Genomic DNA, 22,091 nt, shown 5'->3' with positions numbered 1-22,091 from the left:
TCTTGGTCGGACTCAGCGGGGAATGCGCTCGGCGAGGAACGCCGGCAGGTCGGCGGCGGCCACCTGCTGGTTGTCGCTCTCGCGGCGGTTCTTGTACTCGAAGGTGCCTTCGGTCAGGCCGCGCTCGCTGACCACGATGCGGTGCGGGATGCCGATCAGTTCCATGTCGGCGAACTTCACGCCGGGGCTGGTCTTCTTGTCGCGGTCGTCCAGCAGCACTTCGTAGCCGGCGGCGGTCAGCTCGGCGTAGAGCTTGTCGGTAGCCTCGCGCACGCTCTCGTTCTCGTACTTCATCGGCACGATGGCGATCTGGAAGGGCGCCAGGGCGTCGGTCCAGAGGATGCCGCGCTCGTCGTAGTTCTGCTCGATGGCTGCAGCCACCACGCGGGACACGCCGATGCCGTAGCAGCCCATGGTCAGGGTCACCGGCTTGCCGCTCTCGCCCAGCACCTTGCAGCCCAGAGCCTCGCTGTACTTGGTGCCGAGCTGGAAGATGTGGCCGACTTCGATGCCGCGCTTGATCACCAGGGTGCCCTTGCCGTCCGGGCTGGGGTCGCCGGCTACCACGTTGCGCAGGTCGGCCACCGCCGGCAGCGGCAGATCGCGCTCCCAGTTGAGGCCGAAGTAGTGCTTGTCATCGACATTGGCACCGGCGCCGAAGTCGCTCATCAGCGCCACCGAGCGGTCGACGATGCAGGGGATCGGCAGGTTCAGCGGGCCGAGGGAACCGGGGCCGGCACCGATGGCGGTACGGATCTCGGCCTCGGAGGCGAACACCAGCGGGCTGGCGACCAGTTCGTGGTTGGCGGCCTTGATCTCGTTCAGCTCATGGTCGCCGCGCACGATCAGGGCGATCAGCTTGCCTTCCTCGGCGGCGTGCACCACCAGGGTCTTGATGGTCTTCTCGATGGCCAGGCCGAACTGGGCGACCAGTTCGTCGATGGTCTTGGCGTCCGGCGTGTCGACCAGGCGCAGTTCCTCGGTGGCGGCGCCGCGCTCTTTCTCGCGCGGCACGGCCTCGGCCTTCTCGATGTTGGCGGCGTAGTCGGAGGTATCGCTGAAGGCGATGTCGTCCTCGCCGGATTCGGCCAGCACGTGGAATTCGTGTGAGCCGGTGCCGCCGATGGAGCCGGTGTCGGCCTGCACCGGGCGGAACTTCAGGCCCAGGCGGCTGAACACGTTGCAGTAGGCCTGGTGCATGCGGTCATAGGTTTCCTGCAGCGAAGCCTGGTCCAGGTGGAAGGAGTAGGCGTCCTTCATGATGAACTCGCGGCCGCGCATCAGACCGAAGCGCGGACGGATCTCGTCGCGGAACTTGGTCTGGACCTGGTACAGGTTGATCGGCAGCTGCTTGTAGCTGTTCAGCTCGTTGCGCGCCAGGTCGGTGATGACTTCCTCGTGGGTCGGGCCGACGCAGAAGTCGCGACCGTGACGGTCCTTGATGCGCAGCAGCTCGGGGCCGTACTGCTCCCAGCGACCGGATTCCTGCCACAGCTCGGCCGGCTGGATGGCGGGCATCAGTACCTCCAGGGCGCCGGCGGCGTTCATCTCTTCGCGCACGATGGCCTCGGCCTTGCGCAGCACGCGCAGCCCCAGCGGCAGCCAGGTGTACAGACCGGAGGCCAGCTTGCGGGTCATGCCGGCGCGCAGCATCAGCTGGTGGCTGATCACCACGGCGTCGGCGGGAGTTTCCTTGAGGGTCGAGAGCAGGTACTGACTGGTACGCATGTTTGGCCGTTATGTCGGTTGCGAGGGCAAATAATGACTCGGCATTGTACGGTGCCAGCCATGTGGCGTACAGGACGGACCGGGAGTAGACGATGGCGGAGCTGACCGCTGGCCAGGTGCAGGCACTGATTCGCGCCGGCGTGCCGATGGCGGAGGACATCGACCTGCGGGTCGATCGTCTGGACGGGGAAACGGCCGTGGCGCGGGTACCGTTCCATGCCCGCCTGGTGCGTCCGGGCGGCACGCTGTCGGGCCCGACCATCATGGCGCTGGCCGATGCCGCCATGTACGCGGTGGTGCTGGGTCGCCTGGGGCGGGTGGAAATGGCGGTGACGGCCAATCTCAACATCAACTTCCTGTCCCGGCCGGCCCCGGTGGACCTGATCGCCGAGGCGCGCATCCTGCGCCTGAGTAGGCGCCAGGCGGTGTGCGAGGTGCAGTTGTATTCGCAGGGCGCGGAGGGCGAGCTGGTGGCGCATGTCACCGGCACCTACGCATTGCCGGCATAGCCACGCATTTCATGCAGGCAAAAAGAAACCCGGCCTAAGCCGGGTTTCTTCGTTCGCATCGAGGATGCTCGATGGGAATCCTTACAGGATTTCCAGCGGGTACTCGACGAACAGGCGCCACTCGTTCAGGTCGGTACCGAAGCGGTTGTCGGTGCGATAGATCGAGTTACGAGCCTTGAAGGACAGGTCCTTGGCGGCGCCGCTCTGGATGGTGTACTTGACCTGGTTGAAGAACTCGCGCTCTTTGGCGTCGCTGTCGCCCGGCACCTTGATGTCGTAGCCGTAGACGTAAGCGGTTTTCCAGAACAGGCCCGGTACGCCGTAGCCGGTGAAGTCCAGCTCATAGCTGGCCTGCACGGACTTCTCGTCGGCGTTGTTGAAGTCGGAGTAGTAGGAGTTGGCTACCCAGATCGCGCTGCCGCCGTCGCCCATGTCGTAGGCATAGCCCACGTCGCCGCTGTTCTGCTGGTAGGCCAGGATGAAGGCATGCGAACCGACGCTGTACTTACCGGCCAGACTCCAGATGGTGTTGTCGTCGCCGGTCAGGCCGTTGCCGAAGAAGCCATCAGCGGTGGTGTCGTCTTCGTACTTGGTCTTGTAGTAGTTCAGGTCGAAGTTCAGAGCCTGCTCTTCGGCCAGCGGGATGGTCCAGTTGATGTTGGCGTACTTCTTCTTGTAGACGTCTTCAACGTCGGAGAAGTAGACCGAGGCGCTCAGGTTGTCGGTGAACTGGTAGCTACCGCCGATGACGTCGGTGCTCTTCAGGCGGGCATCGTCACGGGCGCCGGAGGCCATCGGGCTCTCGGCGGTGAAGTGACCGGCGTTCAGCTCCAGACCTTCGATCTCGCTGCTGGTGATCAGGGTACCGGTGAAGCTCTGCGGCAGCAGACGGGAGTCGTCATAGGCCAGAACCGGCATGCTCGGCATCTGGTCGCCGTACTTGATCACGGTGTTGGAGATGCGGGCCTTGACCGCGGCGCCAACCTGGCCGACGGAGTCGTTCCAGTCCTTGCGCTCGCCCGGGAACATGTCGCCCTGGCCGCCGTCGAGTTTCAGACCCAGCAGACCGAAGCCGTCCACGCCCACACCTACGGTGCCTTGGGTGAAGCCGGATTCGAAGGTGGTGATAAAGCCCTGGGCCCAGGTGCTACGGTCGTAAACGCCCTTGTTGTAGTCACGGTTCCAGTAGGTGTTGCGCAGCAGGAGGTTCAAGCTGCTGTCTTCCACAAAGCCCTTGGACTCGGACTGAGCGCTGGCGAATGCCAGTTGGGTGGTACCGGCGGTCACGGCGAGAGCCAGTGCGCTCCACTTCATCACTTGCATTGTGATTGCTCCTTTGGTTTAGAAGATTTGTGCCGCCCATTGTTTGTTTTCTGGGCGACTCTTTCTTTTTGTGTCGGCGCTAACTTATAGCACGGAGGCTTAAATTGGCGACAGATATCATTGATTTCCTACGGCTTATTTACATCGGCGTCGCAAATTTACATTGTCGACGTCGCATTTCTGTAGATTCCAGCCGTGTCGGACGTTTCTTCCCTTCTCCCTGAAAAGGCTGCAAATCCAACGGCTTAGGGGCCTGCAGCCCGACTGCAGGGTGCGCACGAGCAGAGGGTGCCAGACTCTTAGCAACTTCCATGCACAAAGTGACGAACAGGATTCGCAATCATTTACCGTTGTGCCGCAACTTCATGTTTGCGTGCCTCGCAGGCCTTGTAGTTACAGGCTTCGCGAGGCCATGTCCGATCGTCGCCCGGCGGCTATCCTTACTTGCCATAAGCGGTCGTTGTTACCGCACGTCGGCTTCCGAGGGTGACAGTATCGGCCGGTAACGTTTCCTGTCTGTGCGGTTGGTCAGTTTGTGGGCGTCGCCTGGGTAGTTTTGCCCACTTTTGGGGCGGTGTCCGGTCATGCCCCGGTACAACCGCCCGGACCCGTCCGGACGTCGCCTTGTTTTGGCGCGTCGTTCCGCTTCCCGGGTGTCGTCCGGATGGAGATGAATTGCCGGGCCTGTCCCGCTATGCTGCGCGCCGATTGTCGGCTTGGAGGAGAAACGCATGTTCAGTCTGGATTCCCGTTTGCAGCAGGATTGCCTGGTCCTGGGCGACTTTCCCCTGTGTCGCCTGCTGCTGATGAACGACGCCAACTACCCCTGGTTCATCCTCGTGCCCAGGCGCGAAGACGTCAGCGAGCTGTTCCAGCTGGATGCGGCCGACCAGCAGCAGCTGTGGCTGGAGACCACACGCCTGGCCGAGGCGCTCAAGGATGCTTTCGTGGCCGACAAGATGAATGTCGCCACCCTGGGCAACGTGGTCAGCCAACTGCACATGCATGTGATCGTGCGGCGGCGGGAGGACCCGGCCTGGCCGGCTCCCGTCTGGGGCAGGCATCCGGCCCGCCCTTACGGCGCCGAGGAAGCCGCGGCGGTTCGCGAGCGGCTGACGCGGGTGGTCACCGACGATTTCCGCTTCGTGGAGAGCTGAGCATGGATCTGGAACAGCGTGTGATCGAGCTGGAGAGCCGCCAGGCGTTCCAGGATGACACCATCGCGGCGCTGAACGATGTGGTGGTGGAGCAACAGCAGGTTATCGAGCGCCTGAAGCTGCAGGTCGCGGCGCTCGCGCGGCGGCAGGAGGAGATCCAGGGCCAGTTCGGCATCGCGGAGGACGAGGCGCCGCCGCCTCACTACTGAAACGAAAAAGCTATGTCCTCGTTACGTGTTGGTGGCGCAATTCGCGGATAAATCCGCTCCCACAAGGTGTGCAACGACTAACGGGGACATAGGCCACGAAAAAGCCCGCGTCGAGCGGGCTTTTTTGCATCCTTCCTTTATTAACGGTGGCCGGGCAGGGCGATGATCACGTCTTCGGCCTGCAGGCCCTTGTCGCGTTGCATCACGGAAAACTCCACGCGCTGGCCCTCGACCAGGATGCGGTGGCCTTCGCCGCGAATGGCACGGAAGTGCACGAAGATGTCTTCGCCGCTGTCACGCGAGATGAAGCCGAAGCCCTTCGAGGTGTTGAACCACTTGACGGTGCCGGTCTCGCGGTTCTCGTCGAGTTCGCGCTGGACGGCCGGGGTGATGCTGCTCGGGCGATTGCCCCCCAGGTTGATGGCCAGGTGCAGCAGGGTGGCGGCCAGCAGGGTGATGAGGCTGAGCGAAACGGCCGGCTGATTGCCGATCTGGGCCAGCGGCGCCAGCAGGATCAGCGCCTGCAGCACGCTGGCGAACACCAGCAGGGCCGATACCAGGGCCTGCAGCTGGTTGCGCACGCCGTCGTGGCGAACCGGCAGCAGCGGCGCGAGCAGCAGGTTGGCCAGGCCGAACAGGGCCAGGTAGAGGGCATCCGGTTGTTGCAGGTAGGACAGCTCGTCGTTACGAAGACTTGGCGTAAAGGACAGCAGCAGAGCGCCGCCGCCTGTGATCAGGTGAACGATCTTCAACATGGTAGAGAAACTCGCTTGTTCGAAATGGCTAATCGAGGAGCGGAGCGGACATCGGGCGATGGGCTCCGCCTATGCCGCGGCGATGCGGCACGGCGGCTATTTAACCGCAAAGAGGATATGCGCTCAAATCAAGCGGTTAGCGCTTCCTTCGGGGTGGGCGGGTGGATCTGGTTGCGGCCGTTGCGCTTGGCCTGGTAGAGGGCGTCGTCCGCCCGGGTGACGAGGCTGTCGAAGTTGTCGCCCGTCTCGGCCAGCGCCAGGCCGAAGGAGGCGGTGATGGTGTCCAGTACCTTGTCGGTACTGCGCACCTTGACCCGCAGCGCCTGGATCTTCTGGCGCAGCTGCTCGGCGAATTCGCCGGCGGTTTCCAGATCGAAGCAGTCCTTGAGGATGATGCAGAATTCCTCGCCGCCGTAGCGTGCCGCCACGCCCCGGGCCGGGAGCAGGTCCCGCAGCAGCTGGCCGACATGCTGCAGCACGCGGTCGCCCAGCGGGTGTCCGTACTGGTCGTTGAACTGCTTGAAGTGGTCGATATCCAGCATGACCAGCGCCAGCCCCTTGGTGTCGCCGGCCAGGGCCTGCTCCAGCAGACGGGTGAAGGCGTGGCGGTTGAAGACGTGGGTCAGGCTGTCCAGGGTGGCCGCGGCCTGCGCGCGCTCCAGCTGGCTGCGCAGGTTCTGGATCTCGGCCTGTGCCGATTTGAGGCGATAGAGGAATTTTTCCTGCTGCTCCTGCATCTGCTGGGTGCTCAGCTGCAGTTCGTTGAGCACGCTCGGCAGGTCGTCGACGATCGGCTCCTGCAGCGCGGCCAGGCCCTGCGAGAGGCTGGCATGGTAATGCTGGCCGCCGCTGACGTTGCGCTTCACGTCGTCTTCGATGTCGTCGACCAGTTCGATCACTTGCCGCTGCCCGGCGCGGGCCTCTTCCAGTTCGCCGCGGATGATGAAGTCGCGGAACAGCTTGACGGCCGTTTCCGGCGGGAAGCTGGAGAAGTCCTTGATGATCTTGTCCAGGCGGCGGTTCAGGTCGGGCTCCGAACCCTTGCAGTAGCTGTACCAGAGGGCGTAGTGCACCGGATTCGGCGGGATGTCGTGGCGCACCATGTGCGGCACCGCTTGCTTGAGCAGATCGGCAGCCTCGCGGGTCTCTTCGGGAAACAGCTCGAGAATGGAGGGGGCTTTCGGCGGCTGGCTCATGCACGTCACTGTGGCGAGGTGGGAATTGACAAAGAATAGAGTAGCCGCAGTGCGCGCGCCTAGCGAAAAAGGGGCGCAGGCGGCTCTACATGGGGGATGCGCGGGTGATCCGGCCGCTCATGAACGACGATTCAGGTGCGCCGTGCGCGATAGATGCGGAAGCCTTCGTCTTCGTCCAGCGTGTGGCAGCGGCCCAGGTGCTGCTCGATCAACGGCGGGTACTTGAGGAAGCTGTTGGCCACCAGCCGCAGTTCGCCGCCCGGGGCCATGTGGCGGGCCGCCTGGCGCAGCAGGTGCTCGCTGGCCTGGTAGTCGGTATGCACGCCGGCGTGGAAGGGCGGGTTGCTGATGATCGCCGACAGCCCGGTCGGCGCCGCATCGATGCCGTCCCCGGCGATCACCTCGGCCTCCAGGCCGTTGGCTGCCAGGGTCATGCGGCTGCTCTCGACGGCGAAGGCGTCCACGTCGAGTAGGCTGACGGCACAGGCGGGATTGCGTCGCTTGAGCACGGCCCCGAGTATTCCGGCGCCGCAGCCGAAGTCCAGCAGATGGCCCTGGGGCAGGTCGTCCAGATGCTCCAGCAACAGTGCGCTGCCGCGATCCAGGCGGCCGTGGCTGAACACGCCCGGAAGGCTCAGTACCTGCAGCGGCCCGTCGCTCAACGCCAGTTCGAAACGCTGGGCCAGCGCGCCCAGGTCGGGGGCCGCCGGCGCCTGCTCGACGGTGACCTGCCAGAGCTGGCAGTGGCGCGCGCTGTCGAGCTTGCGTGGCTTGCCATAGGCGGCGAGCTGTTTGGCGGCGCGCTCGATGCCGCCCCGTTTTTCGCCGACCAGGTACAGCTCACGGCCGTCCAGGCGGGCAGCCAGGGCCTGCAGCAGGTAGTCGGCGAGTTCGCGGGACTTGGGCAGGAACAGCACCGCGCTGTCGAATGTCCGCTCGGGCGGGCGGGTGCCGAACAGGCTGCGCCCGGGGAAGCGCGCATCGAGGGCACCCTGCTCGCCCGCGTGCCAGCTCCAGCCGTGGGCGTGCGGCAACTGGCCGAGCAGGTCGTCCCCCGGCAGGCCGGCCAGCAGCAGGTCGCCCTGGAACAGTTCCACTTGGCGCAGCAGCACTTCGCTTCGTGGGTCCATGGGCATGCTCCGCTGCAGAAAAAGGGCGCGTAGTTTACCCGCTGACCACCCGCCTTGGCGTGCCGGCGAAGAAAGCCCCGGCGTTCTCCGCCAGTTGCCCGACGATACGCTGGCGTGCCTCGCGGCTGCCCCAGGCGTTGTGCGGAGTGAGGATCAGGCGCGGGATGTCCGGCGTCAGCAGCGGGTTGCCGTCGCGGGGTGGTTCCTCGCTGAGCACGTCGAGCGCGGCGCCGCCCAGGTGTCCCGCGCGTAGCGCGTCGGCCAGCGCCTGCTCGTTGACCAGGCCGCCACGGGCGGTGTTGACCAGCAGGGCGCCGGGCTTCATCAGCGCCAGTTCGGCGGCGCCGATCAGGTCGCGGGTCTGTTCGTTGAGCGGGCAGTGCAGGGTCAGGGCGTCCGCCTGGGGCAGCAGTTCGCTCAGCGGCAGGCGATCCGCACGGGGCGGCCGGCCGGGCAGGGCGCCGAGCAGCACGCGCATGCCGAAGGCTTCGGCCAGGCGCGCCACCGCGCCGCCCAGCTCGCCGTGGCCGAGCAGGCCGAGGGTCTTGCCCTCCAGTTCGACGATGGGGAAGTCCAGCAGGCAGAACTGGCTGGCGCGCTGCCAGGCGCCATCGCGGATCGCCGTCTGGTAGTCGGGCAGGCGGGTAGCCAGGGCGAGCAGCAGCATCAGGGTGTGCTGGGCCACCGAGGCGGTGCCGTAGCCCTGGCAGTTGGCGACGACGATGCCGCGCTCGCGGGCGGCGGCCAGGTCCACGTTGTTGGTGCCCGTCGCCGAGATCAGGATCAGCTTCAGGTCCGGGCAGGCCGCCAGGGTCTCGGCGCTCAGGTTCACCTTGTTGCTGATCGCCACCTGGGCGCCGCGCAGCAGGCCGGCCACGTCTGCCTCCTCGCAGCTCGGTTGCAGCACCAGTTCGCCGAAGGCCTGGCGCAGCGGCGCCATGTCGAGGTCGCCGAGGTCGAGGGAGGCATGGTCGAGAAAGACCGCACGCGCGCTGTTGTTCATCAGCTGTACCTGTCTGGATGCGGAGGACAGGCGTAAGGTTGCCAGCCTGTCTCACCGATTCCCACCCTGCGGAGGTCGCATGTACTGGACGGAGTTCCTCACCGTCGCCCTGATCCACCTGCTGGCGGTGGCCAGCCCGGGGCCGGACTTCGCCATCGTGGTGCGCGAGAGCGTGGCCCACGGTCGCCGCGCCGGTACCTGGACGGCGCTGGGCGTGGGTGTCGGCATCTTCGTCCACGTCGCCTATTCGCTGCTCGGCATCGGCCTGATCGTGTCCCAGTCCATCGTGCTGTTCAATGCGTTGAAATGGCTGGCGGCGGCCTACCTGTTCTACATCGGCATCAAGGCGTTGCGCGCCAGGCCGGCGGCCGCCGGCGAGCTGGAGGTCGCGGTCGACGGCCAGCAGCGCTCGGCGCGGGGCGCCTTCGTCACCGGTTTCGTCACCAACGGGCTCAACCCCAAGGCCACGCTGTTCTTCCTCTCGCTGTTCACCGTGGTGATCAACCCGCACACGCCGCTGGCGGTGCAGGCCGGCTACGGCGTGTACCTGGCCTTCGCCACCGCGCTGTGGTTCTGCCTGGTGGCGCTGCTGTTCAGCCAGCGCCGCGTGCGCGCTGGCTTCGCCCGCATGGGCCACTGGTTCGACCGGCTGATGGGCGCGGTGCTGGTGGGGCTGGGGATCAAGCTGGCGTTCACCGAGCTGCGTTGAGGGAACTCAGGTTCGTAGCTCGGCCAGCCGGTTCAGGGCCTTCAGGTATTCGCGCGGGTTCTCCCCCAGCAGCCGGCGGAACATGGCACTGAAGGCCCGCCCGCTGCCGTAGCCAAGGGCGTGGGCGACTTCCTGGACGCTGGCGCCGGCCAGCAGGCGCGGCAGCGCCTCGGTCAGGCTCAGTTGCTGGCGCCATTGCTGATAGCTCATCTGCAGTTCCTGGCGAAACAGACGCGCCAGGGTGCGCGAGCTGGCGCCCGCCTGCTGGGCCCAGTCCTCGAGCCGGTAGGGATGCTCCGGGCTCTGCAGCAGCGCCCGGCAGATCGCCTGCAGGCGGCGGTCGCGCGGCATCGGCAGGTGCAGCGGCAGGCGTTCCAGCGCTGCCAGTTCATGCAGGATCAGTTGCTCGATCAGCTCGCGCACATCCGCCTCCGGCTGTCCGTCGCTGGCGCGCAGGATCAGTTCGCGCAGCAGGGGCGTGACCACCAGCACACAGCAGTCTTCCAGTCCCGCGGGGCAACGCTGCGGCGGGATGAACAGCGGGCGCATGCGCAGCTCGCCGGAGACGAATATTTCGTGGCGCAGGCCCGGCGGAATCCACACCGCCCGCCCCGGCGGGATGATCCAGGCGCCGCGCGCGGTGACCAGCCGCATCATGCCGGCGACCGCATGGAGGAACTGGGCCTGCGGGTGGCTGTGCGGCTCGATCCAGTGGCCGTCGGGGTAGTCGAAGGGCAGGGCGGCGAGCTGGCTGTGGCTGGGAAAGTCCAGCCATTTGTCCGATTGCATGACTTCTCTGTCAGGTATGCGATTCAGCGCCAACCTAGCATGGCATTTCCTTCCCACCAAGCGAGACGGAAATGCCCTCATGAGCCTGCCCCGCACCATCATCCGCTACGTCAACGCCGCCCATGTGCTCGACCACATGTTCATGCTGATCTACCCCGCCGCGGTGCTGGGCATGACCGCCAGCTTCGGGCTGAGCTACGCCGAGATGATCGGCCTGTCGCTGGGCGGCTTCATCGCCTTCGGCGCCTGCTCGCTGCCGGCCGGCTGGCTGGGCGACAAGTGGGATCGCCGGCACATGCTGCAGCTGTTCTTCATCGGCATCGGCGCCTCGGCGATCATCACCGGGCTGGCCAGCAGCGTGCCGATGCTGGTGGCGGGGCTGACGCTGATCGGCGTGTTCGCGGCGATCTACCATCCGGTCGGCACCGCCATGCTGGTGGCCCACGCCGAGCGGCGCAGCCACGAGATCGGCGTCAACGGCATGTGGGGCAACCTGGGCGTGGCCTTCTCGGCGCTGGTCACCGGTTTCCTGGTGGCGCAGTTCGGCTGGCGCGCGGCGTTCCTGCTGCCCGGCGCGGTGGCCGTGGCGATCGGCCTGGCCTTCGCCTGGCAGGTGCGGCGCGAGGCACCGGTCCCGGTCCAGCCGGCGGCGCCGCGCGGTCGCGATGGCCGGCGCCTGTCGATGCCGCTGGTGTTCGGCGTGCTGGCAGTGGTCACGGCCACCGGCGGCGTGGTGTTCAACGCCACCACGGTGACCTATCCGAAGCTGTTCGAAGCGGGGCTGGGCGCCTGGTCGGCATCGCCACAGCGGCTCGGCCTGATCGTCAGCCTGGCCTATGCCTTTGGCGCGGTGGCGCAGTTGATCATGGGGCGTCTGCTGGACCGCTTCAGTTTGAAGGCGCCGTTCGTGGTGCTGACCCTGGTGCAGGCTCCGTTGTTGCTGGCGCTGACCCAGGCCGAGGGCTGGGGGCTGGTCGCCGCCGGGGCTGGGTTGATGTTCGCGGTGTTCGGCCAGGTCACGGTGAACGACGCGATGGTCGCCCAGTTCGTCGCGCCGCAGTGGCAGTCGCGGGTGTTCGCCCTGCGCTACTTCCTGTCCTTCGGCGCCAGCGCGGCGGCGATCCCGCTGATCGCCTTCGTCGAGCCGCGTCAGGGACTGGCCGGGTTGTACGCGGTGCTGGCGGCGTTCGCCGCGCTGACCTTCGTCGCGGCGCTGGCGTTTCCCCGCACCGGCCAGCCGGCACCCGTCAGAGTCCCGGCCTGAAACGCACAGGGCGCGGTGATGACCGCGCCCTGTGGGTGACCGGAGAGAGCCTCTGCGTTACAGCAGTTCGATGGCCACCGCAGTGGCCTCGCCGCCGCCGATGCACAGGGAGGCGACGCCGCGCTTGCCGCCCTTCTTCTGCAGCGCGTTGATCAGGGTGATGATCAGGCGCGAGCCGGTGGAGCCGACCGGGTGGCCCTGGGCGCAGGCGCCGCCGAAGACGTTGACCTTGGCGTGGTCCAGGCCGTGTTCGCGCATGGCCAGCATGGTGACCATGGCGAAGGCTTCGTTGATCTCGTAGAGGTCGACGTCGTCCTTGCTCCAGCCGGTCTTCTTGAACAGGTTGCTCATCGCGCCGATGGGGGCGATGGTGAATTCGCTCGGGTCCTGGCTCTGGGTGGCGTGGCCGACGATCCTGGCCAGCGGCTTGAGGCCGCGCCGGGCCGCTTCCTCGGCGGTCATCAGGACCAGGGCGCTGGCGCCGTCGGAGATGGAGCTGGCGTTGGCGGCGGTGATGGTGCCGTCCTTCCGGAACGCCGGCCTGAGGCCCGGGATCTTGTCCAGGTTGGCGGTCAGCGGTTGCTCGTCGTCCTTCACCACCACCTCGCCCTTGCGGCTGGTGACGGTGACCGGGACGATCTCGCCGGCCAGGTCGCCGCTCTGGATCGCCGCCTGGGCGCGCTTGAGCGACTCGATGGCGTAGGCGTCCATCTCCTCGCGGGTGATGCCGTACTTGTCGGCGGTCTCCTGGGCGAAGGAGCCCATCAGGCGGCCGGTGCGGGCGTCTTCCAGGCCGTCGAGGAACATGTGGTCCTTGATCTCGCCGTGGCCCATGCGCAGGCCGGTGCGGGCCTTCTCGAGGACATAGGGCGCGTTGGACATGCTCTCCATGCCGCCGGCGACCATCACCTCGTTGGTGCCGGCCTTGAGCAGGTCGTGGGCCAGCATCACTGCCTTCATGCCCGAGCCGCACAGCTTGTTGACGGTGGTGCAGCCCGTGGCCGAGGGCAGGCCGGCGTTCAGTGCGGCCTGGCGGGCCGGGCCCTGCTTGAGGCCGGCGGGCAGCACGCAGCCCATGATCACTTCCTGCACATCGCCCGGCTGGATGCCGGCGCGGCTCACCGCTTCGCGAATGGCGGCGGCTCCCAGGTCGACGGCGGGCACCCCGGACAGGCTGCCCTGGAAACCGCCCATGGGGGTACGGGCTCCGCTGACGATGACGATATCGGACATTGAAGTATTACCTCTGCAGAAGTAGGGCCGGGAACGGCGGGTATGAGTCGATTCTACTTCGTGACCGAAGGTGGGTGACCGGTCACGCGAAAAATCATTCTTTGGGTGGATTAAGTCGGAGCCAGAGCGGTTCTAGATTGGCCCCCGACAAGACAACTCCAAGAAAACAGGTTACCAGCCATGTTGCAGACCCGTGTCATCCCCCCGACCGAACGCGCCCACCAGGCGCCCCTGCTGATCAAGCGCCTGCTGCTCTCCGGCAGCCGTTACGAGAAGACCCGCGAGATCGTCTACCGTGACCAGCTGCGCTACAGCTACGCCACCTTCAACGAGCGGGTGGCGCGCCTGGCCAACGTGCTGACCGAGGCGGGCGTGAAGGCCGGCGACACCGTGGCGGTGATGGACTGGGACAGCCACCGCTACCTGGAATGCATGTTCGCCATCCCCATGATCGGCGCGGTGCTGCACACCATCAACATTCGCCTGTCGGCCGACCAGATCCTCTACACCATGAACCACGCCGAGGACCGGTTCGTCCTGGTCAACAGCGAGTTCCTGCCGCTGTACAAGGCGGTCGAGGGCCAGCTGACCACGGTCGAGAAGACCCTGCTGCTCACCGATGGCGCCGAGAAGACCGCCGACCTGCCCAACCTGGTCGGCGAGTACGAGAGCCTGCTGGCTGCGGCCAGCCCGAAGTACGATTTCCCGGACTTCGACGAGAATTCGGTGGCGACCACCTTCTACACCACCGGCACCACCGGTAACCCCAAGGGGGTGTATTTCACCCACCGTCAGCTGGTGCTGCACACCCTGGCCGAGGCCAGCGTGCTCGGCAGCCTGGACAGCGTGCGCCTGCTCGGCTCCGACGACGTGTACATGCCGATCACCCCGATGTTCCACGTGCATGCCTGGGGCATTCCCTACGTCGCCACCATGCTCGGTATCAAGCAGGTGTATCCGGGGCGCTATGACCCCGAGCTGTTGGTCCAGCTGTGGCAGAAGGAGAAGGTCACCTTCTCCCACTGCGTACCGACCATCCTGCAGATGGTGCTCAACGCCAAGTCGGCCCAGGGCGTCGACTTCGGCGACTGGCGCATCATCATCGGCGGTAGCGCGCTGAACCGCGCGCTGTACGACGCGGCCAAGGCCAGGGGCATCCAGCTCACCGCGGCCTACGGCATGTCCGAGACCTGCCCGCTGATCTCGTGCGCCCACATCAACGACGAACTCAAGGCAGGTAGCGAGAACGAGCAGATCACCTACCGGATCAAGGCGGGCGTGCCGGTTCCGCTGGTGGAGGCCGCGCTGATGGGGCCGGACGGCCAGCTGCTGCCGGCCGACGGCGAGACCCAGGGCGAACTGGTGCTGCGCGCGCCGTGGCTGACCATGGGCTACTTCAACGAGCCGGAGAAGAGCGCCGAGCTGTGGGAACACGGCTGGCTGCATACCGGCGACGTGGCGACGCTGGACGAGTTCGGCTTCATCGACATCCGCGACCGCATCAAGGACGTGATCAAGACCGGCGGCGAATGGCTGTCCTCGCTGGAGCTGGAGGACCTGATCAGCCGTCACCCGGCGGTGCGCGAAGTCGCCGTGGTCGGCGTGCCCGACCCGCAGTGGGGCGAGCGTCCCTTCGCCCTGCTGGTGCTGCGTGACGACCAGGGCCTGGATGCCAAGCTGCTCAAGGAGCATCTCAAGCCATTCGTGGAGCAGGGGCACATCAACAAGTGGGCGATACCCACTCAGATCGCGATTGTTACCGATATTCCCAAAACTAGTGTGGGCAAGCTGGACAAGAAACGCATCCGTGTGGATATCGCGCAGTGGCAAGAGGCCGGCAGCGCATTTTTGTCTACGCTGTGAGACCGGAGCGGAAGGGATTACCCCCTTTTCGCCACGAACCCGAGCAAACGCTTGGCTTGTAAATTGCTGTCGGGTGTCAACCCGGCCGGGGACGCATCGCGTGACCGGCCGGTCTAGAGAGGTTGGGGGCTGGAAATCACACTTTCGGGGGATCAAGCCTCGGGGGGCGCTGGATATAGTCCGCAGCATCCATAACAAAAAAACAATGGAGTAGCGTCGATGACAACCCATAAACCGTTCTGGCGCATGGCCAAACTGCCTCTGGCAGTCAGCCTCGCCTCAACCCTCGCTGCCCCGGCATTCGGCGTCACCTTCAACATCGGGGAGATCGAAGGTCAGCTCGATTCCTCCATGTCCGTTGGTGCCAGCTGGTCGGTGCGCAACGCGGATCCTTCGCTGGTCGGTCAGCGCAACGGGGGCTCCGCCTCCTCCCAGACCGGTGACGATGGCCGCCTGAACTTCAAGAAAGGCGAGACCTTCTCCAAGATCTTCAAGGGCATCCACGACCTCGAGCTGAAATACGGGGATACCGGCGTCTTCGTCCGTGGCAAGTACTGGTACGACTTCGAGCTGAAGGACGAGCACCGCCTGCTGTACGACATTGACGACCACAATCGCAAGGAAGCTGCCCAGGCCTCCGGCGTGCAGCTGCTCGACGCCTTCCTCTACCACAACTACACCCTGGCGGATCAGCCGGGCAGTGTGCGCCTGGGCAAGCAGGTGGTGAGCTGGGGTGAGAGCACCTTCATCTTCAACTCCGTCAACTCCATCAACCCCGTCGACGTAGCCGCGTTCCGCCGTCCGGGCGCCGAGATCAAGGAAGGCCTGATCCCGGTCAACATGTTCTACGTTTCCCAGAGCCTGACCGACAACGTCTCGGCCGAGGCCTTCTACCAGCTGGAGTGGGACCAGTCGGTCGTCGACAACTGCGGCACCTTCTTCTCGCTCGACGTGGTGGCTGACGGCTGTACCGATCGCCTGGCCGTGCTTGGCAGCGACTTCGACGGTCCCGGCGGCGCCGGCTACCGCTACGTCGGCCGCACCGGCGACAACGATGCCCGCGACAGCGGCCAGTGGGGCGTGGCCATTCGCTGGTTCTCGCCGGAGCTGAACGATACCGAGTTCGGCTTCTACACCATGAACTACCACAGCCGGACACCCAACCTGTCCTTCCAGTCCGGCCGGGATATCTACCTGAGCCCCGGCTCGGTGGAAAATCCCGCCACTGGCGAGCTGTATGCCAAGTACCACCTGGACTACCCGGAAGACATCCGCCTGCACGGCGTGAGCTTCTCCACCAACGTCGGCTCCACCGCAGTGTCCGGTGAACTGAGCTATCGGCCGAACATGCCGATGCAGCTCAACACCTTCGACCTGACCCTGGCCTCCATTGCCCAGGGCCCGGTGGCCCAGGCGCTGGGCGTCTCCACCAACAGCCCGATCTTCACCAGCGGCCACGCCGCGTTCGGTGACGGCGAGCAGATCAAGGGTTACGTGCGCAAGCCGATGACCCAGGCCCAGGTCACCGTCACCCAGTTCGTCGATCAGGTGCTGTTCGCCGAGCGTCTGACCCTGGTTGGTGAGGTCGGTTATACCCACGTGAGCAACCTGGGGCAGAACGAACTGCGCTTCGGTCGTGCGCCCGAATACGGCTCTGGCGTACTGCCTACCAACAGCCTCTGCACCGGTATCGCCAACACCGCCAACCCGGACGAGTGCAACAGCAAGGGCTACTTCACCAATACCTCCTGGGGTTACCGCGTTCGCGCCAGCCTGGACTACAACGACGTCTTCGCCGGTGTGAACCTGAAGCCCAACCTGTCCTGGTCTCACGACGTGGATGGCTACAGCCCGACCTTCAACGAAGGCAGCAAGGCCATCAGCATCGGCGTGGACGCCGAGTACCAGAATACCTACACCGCCAGCCTGTCCTACACCGACTTCTTCGGTGGCGAGTACAACACCAACATCGACCGCGACTTCGTTGCGTTGAGCCTTGGCGTGAACTTCTGACGGAATAGAACCATTAGGAACGTATGCACATGAAAACAACTAAATACCTGCTGCAATCCGGTGCGCTGGCGCTGTCCATACTGGCCACCAGCGTAATGGCTGCCGTTTCCGCCGACGAAGCCGCCAAGCTCGGCACCACCCTGACCCCGGTCGGCGCCGAGAAGGCCGGCAATGCCGATGGCACCATCCCCGAGTGGACCGGCGGCCTGCCGCAGAACGCGGGCACCGCCGACGACAAGGGCTTCCTGTCCAACCCGTTCGCCAACGAGAAGCCGCAGTTCACCATCACCGCGCAGAACGTCGAGCAGTACAAGGACAAGCTGACCCCTGGCCAGCTGGCAATGTTCAAGCGCTACCCGGACACCTACAAGATGCCGGTGTACACCACCCACCGTTCCGCGACCCTGCCGCAGAACGTGCTGGACGACACCAAGCACAACGCCACCAATACCAAGCTGGTAGAGGGCGGCAACGGTCTGGAGAACTTCAAGACCGCCAACCCGTTCCCGATCCCGCAGAACGGCCTGGAAGTGGTCTGGAACCAGATCACCCGCTATCGCGGCGGCAGCGTGCGTCGCCTGGTGACCCAGGCCACCCCGCAGGCGAACGGCTCGTTCAGCCTGGTGTACTTCCAGGATGAATTCGTCTTCCCGACCAGCCTGACCGACTACGATCCGAGCAAGCCGAGCAACATCCTGTTCTACTTCAAGCAGCGCGTGACCGCGCCCGCGCGTCTGGCCGGTAACGTCCTGCTGGTGCACGAGACCCTGAACCAGGTGAAGGAGCCGCGTCTGGCGTGGCTGTACAACGCCGGTCAGCGCCGCGTGCGCCGCGCGCCGCAGGTGTCGTACGACGGCCCGGGTACCGCCGCCGACGGTCTGCGTACCTCGGACAACCTGGACATGTACAACGGCGCTCCGGATCGCTACGACTGGAAGCTGGTGGGCAAGAAGGAAATCTACATCCCGTACAACTCCTACGACCTCGACTCGCCGAAGCTGAAATACGCCGATGTGATCAAGGCCGGCCACATCAACCAGGACCTGACCCGCTACGAGCTGCACCGCGTCTGGCAGGTGACCGCCACCCTGAAGGCAGGCGAGCGTCACATCTACGCCAAGCGTGACATGTACATCGACGAGGACACCTGGCAAGCCGTGGTGATCGACCACTACGACGGTCGTGGCTCCCTGTGGCGCGTTGCCGAGGCCCATTCCCAGTACTACTACGACAAGCAAGTGCCGTGGTACACCGTGGAAACCCTCTACGACGTGATCTCCGGCCGCTACCTGGCCCTGGGCATGAAGAACGAGGAGAAGAAGGCCTACGATTTCGGCTACAAGGCCGCGACCACCGACTTCACCCCGGCAGCCCTGCGTCAGGCCGGCGTGCGTTAATCTCCGCTGCACTCGAAGAAGCCGGCCTCGTGCCGGCTTTTTTGTGGCTGCTATTCATGGCCGCCATCCGCCTTCGGAGGGCGGCATCGGAAAAGTGCTCCCGGCACTTTTTTGTTTCGGAGGCCTGCCCGGGCTTCAAATGCGAGGTGGGAGGGGATAGGCTGCGGACAATTCGCGCTCCCGGATGCCGACCACCCTCGTGACCGATCTGTCCCGCTCCACACCTTTCGCCAGCTTTCCGGTGGTCACCGGCGAGGGGCGATTCTTTCGTCCTCCCCTGCCCGAAGGCCATGTACGCCGTCCGCGGCTGTGCCAGCGCCTGGAGGAAGGGATGGCGGGGCGCCTGTTGCTGGTCACCGCGCCCGCCGGTTTCGGCAAGAGCTCCCTGGCCATCGAGTTCTGCGAGGGACTGCCGGCCGGCTGGCGGAGTCTCTGGCTCGCTCTCAATGGCCGGGACAGCGATCCGGGGCGGTTTCTCGAGCGTCTGCTGGAGGGCGTGCGCCAGCATTTCCCTCGGCTCGGCGACGAGGCGCTGGGCCTGCTGAAGATGCGCCAGCGCCACCAGCCCTTCGCCTTCGAGGAGCTGCTGGACGGACTCCTCGACGACCTGGGCAGGGTGCTCGATCCCGGTAGCCCGCTGTTGCTGGTGCTGGACGACTACCACCTGGCCCAGGGACCGGTGCTGGACCGCTGCCTGCAGTTCTTCCTCAACCACCTGCCGCCCGGCATGCTGGTGCTCGTCACCAGTCGCCAGCGCCCCGACTGGCACCTGGCCCGCCTGCGCCTGTCGCGCCAGTTGCTGGAGCTGCAGGAGCAGGACCTGCGCCTGACCCTGGACGAGACCCGCGAACTGCTCCTGGCCCAGGGTGCCGAGCTGCCCGGCGAGCTGCTGGACAGCCTGCTGCAGCGCAGCGAGGGCTGGGTCGCCGGCCTGCGCCTGTGGTTGCTGACGTCCGCCGGCGGTGAGTGTGTCCTGAGTGGCGCCCAGGGCATGGTCCGCGATTACCTGCTGGAAGAGGTGATCGAGCGCCAGAGTCCCGAACTGCAGGCCTTTCTCTACGACACCGCCTGCCTGGAGCGCTTCTGCGCCGAGCTGTGCGATGCGGTGCGCGACAGCCACGACAGCGCCGCCATCCTCCAGCACCTGCAGGCCCACCAGGTGTTCCTGGTACCCCTCGACGACCAGGGCCGCTGGTTCCGCTATCACCACCTATTCTCCGACCTGCTGCGGGCCAATCCGGCCAGCCAGCAGACGCGCCTGCATCTGCGCGCCTGCCGCTGGTTCAGTGGCCAGGGCCAACTGGACGAAGCGATCGAACAGGCGCTGCGTGCCGGCCACCCCGACGTGGCGGCCAGCCTGGTGCAGAACCTGTCCGAGGAGCAGCTGCTCGCCGAGCAGAACGTCGCCATGCTGCTGCGCTGGAAGATGGACCTGCCCGACAGCCTGCTGACCAGTTCGCCGCGCCTGATCCTGCTGTACGGCTGGGCGCTGGCCCTGGCCTGCCAGCTGGATGCGGCCGAGCAGCTGGTCGGCCATCTCGAACGCTTCCTGCCTGCGCCCAGCCCGGCGGAGCAGCAGTCCCTGATGACGCAATGGCTGGCCGTCAGCGGTGTGATCGCCCGTGGCCGCGGCGACAGCGAGAGGGCTGAACTCTATTGCACCCAGTCGCTGGCCGGAGCGGCCACCCAGCATTACGGCGCGCGCCTGCTGTGTCTCGCCACGCTGGCCAACCTGGCGGTGGTGCGCGGCGACCTGTGGCGCGCCCGCGGCCTCAACCGCGAGGCCCTGGAGCTGGCCCAGCGGCAGGAGAACCCGCTGTTCGAGGCTTTCTGTCACTACGGCCGCGCCCGGGTCCTGCTGGCCCGCGGCGAGATAGTGCGCGCGCTGGAGGAAGTGCGCACCGGCCTGGACCGCCTGAATGATCTGTCGTCGCGGCGGGTCTACGCGGTGCGCGCGCGCCTGTCCCTGTACGAGGGGCTCCTGCTCTGCCTGCGCCTGCGCCCGGAGGAAGCCCGCGCGCGCATCCAGGCCGGTATCGCCGAGGCCCGTGGCTGCCGCGATATCAGCCTGCTGGTGGGCTACTGCTTCCTGGCGAGCGAGGAGGGCAGGGTGGGGCGGTTCAACGAGGCGTTCGCCCACCTGGCCGAGGCCGAGCGCCTGATGCACGTGTGGGACATCCCGCCGGTGTACTACCTGGCGATGATCACGGTGACCAAGTGCGAGCTGTGGCTCAGCCAGGGCCAGGTCGACCTGGCCAACGCCTGGCTCCTGCGCCTGGCCGAGACCTACGGCGGTGAGCAGGCAGCCTGTGCGCCGGAGTTTCATCCCCAGCTGTCGCTGCACATCGAGTTGCAGCAGGCGGCCCTGGAGCGGCGCCAGGGCGAGCCGGAGGCGGCGGAGCGGCGCCTGCGCGCATTGCTGCAGCGTGCCCAGGCCCAGGGCGGGCAGTTGATGGCCGTGTTCGCCCAGGTCCAGCTGAGCATGTTGCTGTATGCCGGGGGGCGCGAGCGCGATGCCCAGCAGCAACTGGCGAGCAGTCTGGAAGCCGGTGGCGGCGGTGCCCTGCTACCGTTCTACGAGCTGCTCGTCCACCAGCCGGCCTGGTTGCGCGCGCAGTTGCAGACCGTGCGCCCCACGCCGCTCGGCGAAGAATTGCTGCAGTGGTTGCCGGGGGATCAGGAAGTGGAGTCCTTGCCCGTCGGTGCGGCCGAGGCGCTCAGCACCCGCGAACTGGCGGTGCTGAGGCTGATCGCCCTGGGCTGTTCCAATCAGGAAATCAGCGAGCGGCTGTTCATCTCCCTGCACACGGTCAAGACCCATGCACGCCACATCAACAGCAAGCTCGGTGTCGAGCGGCGGACCCAGGCGGTGGCCCGGGCCAAGGGGCTCGGGCTGATCAGCTGACCTCGGCGGGCAGGTCGAACTCCCGGCGTCTCTCCAGGATCAGTTGCAGGTTGTCGTGCTGCCAGGGGTGGAAGTCCGCCCGGTAGAAGTCGAGGTAGGCGCGCACCAGCGGTCGGAGGATGCCGCGACTGCCCCATAGCCAGGCCAGGCCGTCCTTCCACACCCGCCAGCTCGCCAGCAGGCCGTCGCGGCGCAGCATGTGCACCAGGCCCTTGAACGTGTCCAGGGTGAAGAAGAAAGTGCTCTGCAGCATGGCGCGGCGGCGCAGCCAGGTCTTGCCGCAGACCTGCTGGTAGAGGTCGAAGGCCACCGCCTTGTGTTCGCTCTCTTCCAGCGCATGCCAGCGCCACAGGCGGGCCATGTCGGGATCGGCGCCGGCCAGCCAGTCCGGGTTCTGCAGGATCGCGTCAGCCATGATCGCCGTCAGGTGCTCAACGGCGGTGGTGGCGGCCAGGTGCACCTTGGGCGGCAGGTGCTTGCGAACGAAGGCCAGGCGCCTCTTCAGGCGCCGCTCCAGATAGTCCAGGTCGTAGCCGATATCGCGCAGGGCGTCGCTGTAGTGCTGGTGCTCGCGGCTGTGGTGGGCTTCCTGGCCGATGAAGCCGCGAATCTGCGCCTGCTGGTGCGGGTCGGTCACCTGGTCCCGGTAGGCGCGCACCGAATCGATGAAGAAGCGCTCGCCGTCGGGGAACAGCAGCGACATGGCATCGAAGAAGTGGCTCTTGAATGCGTCGCCGCCATGCCAGTGGCGCACCCAGGGCGAGGGAAAGGCGAATTCCGGCTGGCGCGGTTTGATCAGCAGGTCGTGCGGGGTGGGGCAGTGCATGCGGCCTCCCATCTTGTTGTTATCGATGTTCCGACTATGGGCTTGCCGGCTTTTCCGGAACAAGGTTATCTTCAGCCATTCT

18 protein-coding genes and 1 pseudogene are annotated in these 22,091 nt (G+C 66.0%); 9 read left to right on the top strand and 10 right to left on the bottom strand.

All coding sequences use genetic code 11. The annotated features are described in order from the left end of the window. Nucleotides 1–12: 12 nt before the first annotated feature. Nucleotides 13–1,728: a proline--tRNA ligase gene (locus tag N7640_RS03435; protein ID WP_279905409.1), complete on the bottom strand. Its 1,716-nt coding sequence runs from the start codon at nucleotides 1,726–1,728 to the stop codon at nucleotides 13–15. Nucleotides 1,729–1,829: 101 nt separating this feature from the next. Here N7640_RS03435 and N7640_RS03430 point away from each other — a divergent pair, with 101 nt between their 5' ends. After that, nucleotides 1,830–2,237 (top strand): PaaI family thioesterase, encoded by a 408-nt coding sequence (locus N7640_RS03430; RefSeq protein ID WP_279905437.1) that lies wholly within the window; start codon nucleotides 1,830–1,832, stop codon nucleotides 2,235–2,237. 81 nt (nucleotides 2,238–2,318) lie between these two features. On the opposite strand, the gene N7640_RS03425 is transcribed toward N7640_RS03430, so the two are convergent. After that, the gene (locus tag N7640_RS03425) at nucleotides 2,319–3,560 is read right to left on the bottom strand and encodes an OprD family outer membrane porin (RefSeq protein ID WP_220812918.1); all 1,242 of its coding nucleotides are present in this window, start codon (nucleotides 3,558–3,560) and stop codon (nucleotides 2,319–2,321) included. A gap of 731 nt (nucleotides 3,561–4,291) precedes the next feature. Between N7640_RS03425 and N7640_RS03420 the strand changes: the two genes are divergently transcribed. Both N7640_RS03420 and N7640_RS03415 read left to right on the top strand, forming a co-directional pair. Then, nucleotides 4,292–4,717 carry an HIT domain-containing protein gene (locus tag N7640_RS03420; RefSeq protein WP_220812917.1) on the top strand — a complete coding sequence of 142 codons (426 nt, stop codon included), beginning with the start codon at nucleotides 4,292–4,294 and terminating at the stop codon, nucleotides 4,715–4,717. Between the two features lie 2 nt (nucleotides 4,718–4,719). Then, nucleotides 4,720–4,926, top strand: a complete 207-nt coding sequence (locus tag N7640_RS03415) for a SlyX family protein (RefSeq protein ID WP_220812916.1) — start codon at nucleotides 4,720–4,722, stop codon at nucleotides 4,924–4,926. 140 nt (nucleotides 4,927–5,066) lie between these two features. Here the strand turns inward: N7640_RS03415 and N7640_RS03410 are convergent, their stop codons facing one another. From N7640_RS03410 to N7640_RS03390, 5 genes and pseudogenes are all read right to left on the bottom strand, one after another. Further along, the gene (locus N7640_RS03410; RefSeq protein ID WP_262880352.1) at nucleotides 5,067–5,318 is read right to left on the bottom strand and encodes a cold-shock protein; all 252 of its coding nucleotides are present in this window, start codon (nucleotides 5,316–5,318) and stop codon (nucleotides 5,067–5,069) included. A gap of 39 nt (nucleotides 5,319–5,357) precedes the next feature. Further along, nucleotides 5,358–5,681: pseudogene (locus N7640_RS03405) on the bottom strand (cold shock domain-containing protein membrane protein); the annotation flags it as partial. A gap of 128 nt (nucleotides 5,682–5,809) precedes the next feature. Further along, nucleotides 5,810–6,877, bottom strand: coding sequence for a GGDEF domain-containing protein (locus N7640_RS03400; RefSeq protein WP_220812914.1), 1,068 nt, complete (start codon nucleotides 6,875–6,877; stop codon nucleotides 5,810–5,812). A gap of 131 nt (nucleotides 6,878–7,008) precedes the next feature. Next, on the bottom strand, nucleotides 7,009–8,007 hold the full coding sequence (locus N7640_RS03395; protein WP_279905410.1) for a class I SAM-dependent methyltransferase: 999 nt from the start codon (nucleotides 8,005–8,007) through the stop codon (nucleotides 7,009–7,011). A gap of 34 nt (nucleotides 8,008–8,041) precedes the next feature. Next, nucleotides 8,042–9,010: a 2-hydroxyacid dehydrogenase gene (locus N7640_RS03390; protein ID WP_279905411.1), complete on the bottom strand. Its 969-nt coding sequence runs from the start codon at nucleotides 9,008–9,010 to the stop codon at nucleotides 8,042–8,044. Between the two features lie 79 nt (nucleotides 9,011–9,089). Here N7640_RS03390 and N7640_RS03385 point away from each other — a divergent pair, with 79 nt between their 5' ends. Beyond that, entirely contained in the window at nucleotides 9,090–9,719 is a 630-nt protein-coding gene (locus tag N7640_RS03385; protein ID WP_220812911.1) for a LysE family transporter, read from the top strand. Nucleotides 9,720–9,725: 6 nt separating this feature from the next. On the opposite strand, the gene N7640_RS03380 is transcribed toward N7640_RS03385, so the two are convergent. Further along, nucleotides 9,726–10,508 (bottom strand): helix-turn-helix transcriptional regulator, encoded by a 783-nt coding sequence (locus N7640_RS03380; protein ID WP_279905412.1) that lies wholly within the window; start codon nucleotides 10,506–10,508, stop codon nucleotides 9,726–9,728. 79 nt (nucleotides 10,509–10,587) lie between these two features. On the opposite strand from N7640_RS03380, the gene N7640_RS03375 reads away from it, so the two are divergent. Next, nucleotides 10,588–11,772 carry an MFS transporter gene (locus tag N7640_RS03375; RefSeq protein ID WP_279905413.1) on the top strand — a complete coding sequence of 395 codons (1,185 nt, stop codon included), beginning with the start codon at nucleotides 10,588–10,590 and terminating at the stop codon, nucleotides 11,770–11,772. Between the two features lie 57 nt (nucleotides 11,773–11,829). Here N7640_RS03375 and N7640_RS03370 read toward each other — a convergent pair whose 3' ends face one another. Next, nucleotides 11,830–13,005: an acetyl-CoA C-acyltransferase gene (locus tag N7640_RS03370; protein WP_279905414.1), complete on the bottom strand. Its 1,176-nt coding sequence runs from the start codon at nucleotides 13,003–13,005 to the stop codon at nucleotides 11,830–11,832. Between the two features lie 180 nt (nucleotides 13,006–13,185). On the opposite strand from N7640_RS03370, the gene N7640_RS03365 reads away from it, so the two are divergent. From N7640_RS03365 to N7640_RS03350, 4 genes are all read left to right on the top strand, one after another. Beyond that, nucleotides 13,186–14,868, top strand: coding sequence for a fatty acid--CoA ligase (locus tag N7640_RS03365; RefSeq protein WP_279905415.1), 1,683 nt, complete (start codon nucleotides 13,186–13,188; stop codon nucleotides 14,866–14,868). Nucleotides 14,869–15,114: 246 nt separating this feature from the next. Continuing rightward, nucleotides 15,115–16,881, top strand: coding sequence for a DUF1302 domain-containing protein (locus tag N7640_RS03360; protein ID WP_279905438.1), 1,767 nt, complete (start codon nucleotides 15,115–15,117; stop codon nucleotides 16,879–16,881). A 29-nt stretch (nucleotides 16,882–16,910) separates the two neighbouring features. Continuing rightward, a complete protein-coding gene (locus N7640_RS03355; protein ID WP_279905416.1) occupies nucleotides 16,911–18,278 on the top strand; it encodes a DUF1329 domain-containing protein in 1,368 nt (455 codons plus the stop codon). A gap of 199 nt (nucleotides 18,279–18,477) precedes the next feature. Beyond that, a complete protein-coding gene (locus N7640_RS03350) occupies nucleotides 18,478–21,183 on the top strand; it encodes a LuxR C-terminal-related transcriptional regulator (protein ID WP_279905417.1) in 2,706 nt (901 codons plus the stop codon). Here N7640_RS03350 and N7640_RS03345 read toward each other — a convergent pair. Continuing rightward, complete coding sequence (locus N7640_RS03345; RefSeq protein ID WP_279905418.1) at nucleotides 21,176–22,009, bottom strand: metal-dependent hydrolase; 834 nt, start codon at nucleotides 22,007–22,009, stop codon at nucleotides 21,176–21,178. The two genes, N7640_RS03350 and N7640_RS03345, sit on opposite strands and share 8 nt — an antisense overlap. Nucleotides 22,010–22,091: the final 82 nt, after the last annotated feature.

It is taken from the genome of Pseudomonas sp. GD04015, from assembly GCF_029837675.1.
Lineage (GTDB): Bacteria > Pseudomonadota > Gammaproteobacteria > Pseudomonadales > Pseudomonadaceae > Aquipseudomonas > Aquipseudomonas paralcaligenes.
Note: the sequence above shows the minus strand (reverse complement) of the source record. Positions and strands in the feature narration are given on the sequence as shown.